At 71.9% G+C, this 6791-nt stretch carries 9 protein-coding genes; all 9 read left to right on the forward strand.

Annotated features, from left to right (window positions below; translation table 11 throughout):
* Positions 1–156 precede the first annotated feature (156 nt).
* Complete coding sequence (locus F2B26_RS13595) at positions 157–621, forward strand: flagellar hook assembly protein FlgD (protein ID WP_159810259.1); 465 nt, start codon at positions 157–159, stop codon at positions 619–621.
* A gap of 27 nt (positions 622–648) precedes the next feature.
* Positions 649–1818, forward strand: a complete 1170-nt coding sequence (locus F2B26_RS13600; RefSeq protein WP_159810261.1) for a flagellar hook protein FlgE — start codon at positions 649–651, stop codon at positions 1816–1818.
* Between the two features lie 251 nt (positions 1819–2069).
* A complete protein-coding gene (locus tag F2B26_RS13605) occupies positions 2070–2351 on the forward strand; it encodes a flagellar FlbD family protein (RefSeq protein ID WP_159810263.1) in 282 nt (93 codons plus the stop codon).
* On the forward strand, positions 2351–3130 hold the full coding sequence (locus tag F2B26_RS13610) for a motility protein A (RefSeq protein WP_159810265.1): 780 nt from the start codon (positions 2351–2353) through the stop codon (positions 3128–3130). The genes F2B26_RS13605 and F2B26_RS13610 overlap by 1 nt, the downstream gene beginning before the upstream one ends.
* Complete coding sequence (locus F2B26_RS13615; RefSeq protein WP_159810267.1) at positions 3127–4020, forward strand: OmpA/MotB family protein; 894 nt, start codon at positions 3127–3129, stop codon at positions 4018–4020. Before F2B26_RS13610 ends, F2B26_RS13615 begins: the two co-directional genes overlap by 4 nt.
* Positions 4021–4051: 31 nt before the next feature.
* The gene (locus F2B26_RS13620) at positions 4052–4588 is read left to right on the forward strand and encodes a flagellar basal body-associated FliL family protein (RefSeq protein WP_159810269.1); all 537 of its coding nucleotides are present in this window, start codon (positions 4052–4054) and stop codon (positions 4586–4588) included.
* Positions 4589–4757: 169 nt separating this feature from the next.
* Positions 4758–5702 (forward strand): flagellar motor switch protein FliM, encoded by a 945-nt coding sequence (locus tag F2B26_RS13625; protein WP_235929677.1) that lies wholly within the window; start codon positions 4758–4760, stop codon positions 5700–5702.
* A complete protein-coding gene (fliN, locus tag F2B26_RS13630; protein ID WP_159810271.1) occupies positions 5699–6400 on the forward strand; it encodes a flagellar motor switch protein FliN in 702 nt (233 codons plus the stop codon). The genes F2B26_RS13625 and fliN overlap by 4 nt, the downstream gene beginning before the upstream one ends.
* A gap of 2 nt (positions 6401–6402) precedes the next feature.
* A partial coding sequence (locus F2B26_RS13635) for a flagellar biosynthetic protein FliO (protein ID WP_159810273.1) occupies positions 6403–6791 on the forward strand: 389 nt, incomplete at its 3' end.

The following is a 6791-nucleotide window of genomic DNA, read 5'->3' on the forward strand; positions in this document are numbered from 1 at the left end:
CAACCCGGCGGCGGGCCCGGGACGCCCGGCGGTGCCGGCCCCGGCGCCGGCCCGGACGCCCCCGGTGCGGGCGTGCCGACCGCCACCTCGACCCGTCCGACCGCCCCGGCCACCACGGTCCGTGGGCTCGACCTCGTCATCTGATCCGGAGCAGACATGGCCGACATCCCGATCTCGTACATCACGAATCAGAGCACGACGTCCACCACCGGGTCCGCGACGCCCGCACCCAAGAACCAGCTCGACGGGGAGGGCTTCATGAAGCTGCTGCTCGCCCAGCTGAAGTACCAGGACCCGAACTCGCCGATGGACACCACGGCGATGATGCAGCAGACCTCGACGCTGTCCATGGTCGAGCAGATGACCGCGATGGCCGACGACTCCGCGCAGACGTTCGCGCTGCAGCAGCGGATGGCCGCCACCCAGCTCGTCGGTCAGCAGGTCACCTGGGCCGACCCCACCACCGGCAACGCCACGAGCGGTGTCGTCTCCTCGGTCTCCTACACCAGCAGCGGCGCCTTCCTCAAGGTCGGGACGACGAACGTCCCGCTCGCTGCGGTCTCCTCGGTGACGGCCGCGCCCGCCGCCACGACCCCCGCCACGTCCGCCTCGGCGTCCTGATCTTCGTCCCGCCCGAAAGGAACTGACATGCTCCGCTCGCTCTTCTCCGGCATCAGCGGCCTGCGCGCCCACCAGACGATGCTCGACGTCGTCGGCAACAACATCGCCAACGTGAACACGACGGGCTACAAGACGTCCCAGACGCAGTTCCAGGACACGCTGAGCCAGCTCATCATGAGCGCGTCCAGCGCCCAGGGCGGCACCGGTGGCACCAACCCGGCGCAGGTCGGCCTCGGCGTCAAGGTCGCCGGTGTGACCACGAGCTTCACGCCGGGCTCGTCGCAGCTCACCGGCCGCAGCACCGACATGATGATCCAGGGCGACGGCTTCTTCACCGTCCGCCAGGGCAACCAGACCTTCTACACGCGCGCCGGCTCGTTCGACTTCGACGCGACGGGGCAGATGGTGCTCCCGGGCTCGGGCGCGCTGGTGCAGGGCTGGATGGCCGTCGGCGGCGTCGTCGACACCAACTCCGCGATCACCGACCTGCGCATCCCGGCCGGCGCCCTCATGGCCGCCAAGGCGTCGACCTCGGCGATCTACGAGGGCAACCTGCAGCAGGACGCCGCGACCGGCACGGTGCTCAACCGCGACATCCCGGTCTACGACTCGACCGGCACCAAGACGACCCTGTCGCTGCAGTTCACCAAGTCGGCCACCGGCTGGTCGGTGTCCGCCGACGGCGGTGCGACCAGCACCGCGATGACCTTCAACGCGGCCGGGGCGCTCACCAGCCCGACCTCGCTCACCGCCGGCGCGGTGACCGTCAACATGTCGGCCATCACCGGTTTCGCGGGCGTCAACACCGTCAAGGCGCTCAGCCAGGACGGCTACGCCGCGGGCACGCTCGAGTCGTTCAGCCTCGGCGGGGACGGTGTCATCACCGGCACCTTCTCCAACAGCCTCAAGCAGGTGATCGGCCAGATCGCGATCGCCAGCTTCAACAACCCGGCCGGTCTGGAGAAGGCGGGCGGCTCGCTGTTCCGGACCACCGCCAACTCCGGGCTCGCCCAGGTCGGCTCGCCGGGCTCCGGCGGTCGCGGCACCCTCGCCGGTGGCAGCCTGGAGATGTCCAACGTGGACCTGTCCCAGGAGTTCACCTCGCTCATCATCGCCCAGCGCGGTTTCCAGGCGAACTCCCGGGTCATCACGACCTCGGACACCATCCTCGAAGAGCTCATCAACCTCAAGCGCTGACGCACGTCGGCTGCGGCGCGCGGGCGGGCGGCCCGCCGCGCCGCGGTCGGACGCGCCCGGACCCGGTCGGCCGTCGTCCGACGACGGCGTCGGCGCGCGTCGACCCCCCCGGCCGCCGTGTGGCGGGTGGGGGACAACGGGCGGGGACCGCTCAGACAGCCGGGCTCGCTGCCGAACAGGTCCACTGAGGCCCACGGAAGGGCCCGACCGGCCACCCGGCCACGGCGGGGAACACCAGGGATGGGGACACCGTGATCGTCATGACGCGCCTCAACGGCGGACAGTTCGGGGTCAACCCCGACCTGATCCAGCGTGTCGACAGCGCGCCCGACACCATCCTCACGCTCATCGACGGCACCAAGTTCATCGTCGAGGAGTCGATGGCGGAGGTCATCGAGCGCATCAACGAGTACCGCGCCGGCGTGCTGGCCCGGGCCCGTCAGCTGTCCGCGCAGGCGGTGGTCGAGTCCGCCGACGACGGCGACGAGAGCCCGATCGCGCCGGCGGTGCCGTTGCGGCCCAGGGGGGTGTGATGGACCCGTCAGGTTTCATCGGGATCGTCCTGGCGCTCGTCGCGATCTTCGGCGCCATGATCATCGAGGGCGGCGAACCGGCCTCGATCTTCCTGCCCGGGCCGCTCATCCTCGTGTGGCTGGGCACGATCGGTGCCGGTATCGCCGGGAACACGCTCAAGGACGTCAAGGGCTCCTTCGCGGCGCTGCCCAAGGCCTTCATGGCGTCGGCGCCGGACCCGGGCGCGACCATCGACACCGTCGTGTCCCTCGCCGACCGGGCCCGCCGTGAGGGCCTGCTCGCGCTCGAGGACGCCGCGCGCACCATCGACGACCAGTTCCTGCGTGGCGGGCTGCAGGCCGCGATCGACGGCACCGACCCCGAGGACCTGCGGATGATCCTCGAGGACAAGATCGCCACCAAGCGCACCGCCGACCGCGGGCACGCCAAGTACTTCGCCGACATGGGTGGCTACGCGCCGACCCTCGGCATCATCGGCACCGTCATCGCCCTGGTCCACGTGCTGTCGAACCTGTCGGACCCCAGCACGCTGGGTGAGTCGATCGCCGGTGCGTTCGTTGCGACCCTGTGGGGTCTGCTGTCGGCCAACATCTTGTGGCTGCCCGTCGCCTCGCGCATCAAGCGGTTCTCCGACCTGGAGTGCGCGCAGATGGAGGTCACCCTCGAAGGGCTCCTCGCGCTGCAGGCCGGTGCCAACCCGCGCCTCGTCGGCGAGCGGCTGCGCAGCATGCTGCCCGACGAGCCCGCCAAGGCGGAGAAGCAGGAGGAGGCGGCGTGAGCGCGCGCGGCGGCCGCGGCCGCTCCCGGCGCGGTCACGAGGAGGAGGAGCACGAGAACTCCGAGCGCTGGCTGATCAGCTACTCCGACCTCATCACCGTGCTGCTCGCCCTCTTCATCGTGATGTACGCGATCAGCCAGGTCGACCAGCAGAAGTTCATCGCGCTGAGCAGCTCGCTGTCCGCCGGCTTCAACCAGGGGTCCACCCAGACCTCCGTCCTCGACGGCACGTCGGGCACCCAGGACGGTCTCATCAACCAGACCGCCACCTCGGTCTCGCAGAGCACCGCCAGCCTGGTCACCGGCGACCTGGGGCTCGGCCAGCAGGCCGCGAACCCGACGCCGGTGCCCAACGCGGCGGGCGACCCCACGGTCGCGGCCGCGCAGGCCGAGCTGTCCCACCTCAAGGACCTGCAGGCCGAGATGGTCGCCGCACTCGCCCAGAAGGGGCTGAGCGACGACGTGACGTTCCGCATCACCTCCCGTGGCCTGGTGGCCGGGATGGTGGCCAACGACGTGTTCTTCGCCCCGGAGTCCGCGACCCTCACCGACACCGCCAAGCAGGTGCTCGACGCCCTGTCCCCGGCTCTCAACAGCATCGGTGAGGAGCTGTCGGTCGAGGGGCACGCGAACACCCTGCCGACCTCGGGCCAGTACGCGAGCAACTGGGAGCTGTCCTCGGACCGCGCCACCAAGGTGCTGCGGCACCTCGTGGAGAACGACGGTGTGATCGCGACCCGCATCGAGGCCGTCGGCTTCGGTGACGCCCGGCCGCTCGTGCAGGGCACCGACGACACGGCGATGTCCACCAACCGTCGCGTCGACCTGGTGATCCTCTCGGCGGCCCCGGACAACGTCCGGGCGCTGCTGCCGACCCTGGCCGGTCAGTGACCGGCCCCGAGCTCTCGACGAAGGAGGGGCCATGCCCATCGAACAGCGTGTGATCGCCCAGCCGAAGATCGGCGCGGGCAAGATCGGCGGCGGCAGCACGGCCCCCGCGGCCGAGGAGGCCGGGGACGGCAAGAAGAAGAAGGGCAAGAAGGGCGGCAAGAAGAAGCTGCTGCTCATCGTCGGGCCGGTGCTGCTCATCGTCGTCGCCGCCGCGGTGTACTTCTTCGTCCTGGCGCCGAAGTCGGGTGCGGCCGGCGAGGCCGCGACCCCGGCGCCGAGCCCCGGCGTCGTGCTCACGATCGACCCGATCAGCATCAACCTCGCCGAGGGCCACTACCTGCGCCTGGGCCTGGCCCTGCAGCTCACCGACAAGGTCGGGGAGAAGGAGAAGCCCGACCCGGCCAAGGCGCTCGACGCCGCGATCACCCTGTTCTCGGGCCACACCGTCGCCGAGGTCGGCGATGCGGCGACGCGCGAACAGCTGCGCGCCGAGCTCGAGAAGACCCTGGCGGAGCTCTACGACGGGGAGGTGATGGGCGTCTACTTCACGAACTTCGTGACCCAGTGAGCCCAGCTCACCGCCGGTGCTGACCGGCGACCCGAGGCGCCATGGAGGGCGCCACATCGCTCCGCCGCCGCGCGTGGGACGCAGCGGCCGGCCACCCAGGACGGGTGGTGCGGAGAAGTAGTTGCACGAGGCCCCTCAGAGATGGCGTGCGCTCACCGATGAGGCGGTCGTGAGTGTTCCTGAGCCTGCCGTTCGCGGTGCCTCCGCGTCCCGGCGCCGGGCCGGCGCGGCCGAGCCGCGTCCGTACGACTTCCGTCGCCCGCTGACGCTCGCCCGCGAGCAGTCGCGGCGCCTGGAGATGGCCTTCGAGCGGTTCGCCCGGCTGTGGGGCACGCAGCTCTCCTCGCGGCTGCGGGTGCCGTACACGGTGGTGGCCGACCAGCTCGTCATGCGCACCTACGACGAGTACGTCTCGACGCTGCCGAGCCCCACGCTCATGGTGCTGTGCCAGGTCGAGGAGACCCGGCAGGTGGCCGCCGTGCAGATCCCGGTGGCCACGGCCTTCGTGTGGGTCGACTACCTGTTCGGCGGGACCGGCATCGGGGACGACCGGGAGCGTGAGCTCACCGAGATCGAGTTCACCGTGGTGCGCGACCTGCTGCAGCGCGCCCTGGACGACCTGGGCTACACCTTCGCATCGGTGGTCCCGCTCACCGTCAAGGTCCGGTCCGTGCAGTACAACCCGCAGTTCGTGCAGGCCGTCGGTGCCAGCGAACCGGTCGTGGTGTCCTCGTTCACCTTCTCGGTGGGCGAGCGGCACGACGTCGCCACGCTCATGCTGCCGGCCGACCTCATGCTCACCGAACCGGCGTCCGACGAGCCCGACGCCGCGCGCGCCGCCGAGCTGGCCCGGGTGCACGCCCAGGCCCGGGCGCGGCTGGAGACCTCGGTGCAGACCGTCCCGGTCGAGGTCGCGGTGCGGTTCGCCCCGTCCGTCGTGCACCCGCGCGACGTCGGCGACCTCAAGGTCGGCGACGTGCTGCCGCTGGGCCACCCCGCCAGCCAGCCGCTCGACGTCGTCGTCGACGGTGTCGTCCTCGCCCGTGCCGCCGCCGGCAGCCACGGGTCCCGTCTGGCCTGCCAGGTCGTCACCGTCGAGGAGTACGACGCATGAACCCTCCCACCGCCACGGCGGACCTCACCCAGGCCGCCGCCGACGCCGCCGCCGCGCTCGTGCCGGCGACGAGCCCGCTGGTCGCGGTCCGCGCCCCCGCGGGTGCCACCCCGCCGCCGGGGTCCCAGGCGGTCGTGGCGTCGCTGGTCGGCGCGACGAGCGCCGAGCTCGCCCTGGTGGCCGACGCCGTCGTGGCCGACGCGGTCGCGGCCGGGTCGGCCGGCGGTGCGCCGATCGCCCTGGCGGACGCCCTGCGGCCGGCCCTGGAGGCGGCGGCCGCCGCGCTCGGCGCCGGTGTGCTGGAGAACGCCCGGACCGAGCAGGTCGCGCACGTCGTGGGCGCGGACACCGAGGTCTTCGCCCTGCAGGCGGACGGCCAGGACGTCGCCTGGTTCACCGTGCGGCTGCGCGGCAGCCAGGTGAGCGGACCGCAGGCGAGCGTCCAGCCCGGCAGCATGCGCGTGCTCTACGACGTCGAGATGACGCTCACCGCCGAGCTGGGCCGCACCCGGCTGCCGCTGCGCCAGGTGCTGGAGCTGGCGCCGGGCGCCGTGCTCGAGCTCGACCGCACCGCGGGCAGCCCGGCCGACGTCATGGTGAACGGCCGGCTCATCGCCCGCGGCGAGGTCGTCGTCGTGGACGAGGACTACGGGCTGCGGATCACCGAGATCGTCGCCGGGCCGGAGACGGAGCTCTAGCCGTGGACACCGTCTGGCTGCTGCTGCGCGTCACCCTCTCGCTGGCGGTCGTGCTCGGTCTCGTGTGGATCGCCGGCCGGCGCCTGAGTGGCTCCCGGGCGTCGCGCCGCAGCGACGAACCGAACGTGCAGGTCATCGATCGCTCCTCGCTGGGCCGGCACGCCGGGGTCGCGGTGCTCGCGGTGGGCAACCGGCGCATCCTCGTCGGCTACGGCGAGCAGCGGGTCGAGATGCTCACCGAGCTCACGCCCGTCGTCGCCCCGCTGGTCGCCCCGCAGGGTTCCGGGGCGGGGGTGCCGCGGCGTCATGACCTGCAACCCGTACGGCCCGTTGCTGGTGGCAGACCCGGGCCTCGTCGTCCGGCTGCACGAGGCGGGTCTGCAGGTGATGG

This window comes from Cellulomonas citrea (assembly GCF_009829685.1).
Lineage (GTDB): Bacteria > Actinomycetota > Actinomycetes > Actinomycetales > Cellulomonadaceae > Cellulomonas > Cellulomonas citrea.

Excerpts from the sequence above, each read along its gene's own strand:
- fliN (WP_159810271.1), top strand. The coding sequence starts at position 5,699 with ATGAACCCTCCCACCGCCACGGCGGACCTCACCCAGGCCGCCGCCGAC.
- F2B26_RS13600 (WP_159810261.1), top strand. The coding sequence starts at position 649 with ATGCTCCGCTCGCTCTTCTCCGGCATCAGCGGCCTGCGCGCCCACCAG.
- F2B26_RS13595 (WP_159810259.1), top strand. The coding sequence starts at position 157 with ATGGCCGACATCCCGATCTCGTACATCACGAATCAGAGCACGACGTCC.
- F2B26_RS13610 (WP_159810265.1), top strand. The coding sequence starts at position 2,351 with ATGGACCCGTCAGGTTTCATCGGGATCGTCCTGGCGCTCGTCGCGATC.
- F2B26_RS13620 (WP_159810269.1), top strand. The coding sequence starts at position 4,052 with ATGCCCATCGAACAGCGTGTGATCGCCCAGCCGAAGATCGGCGCGGGC.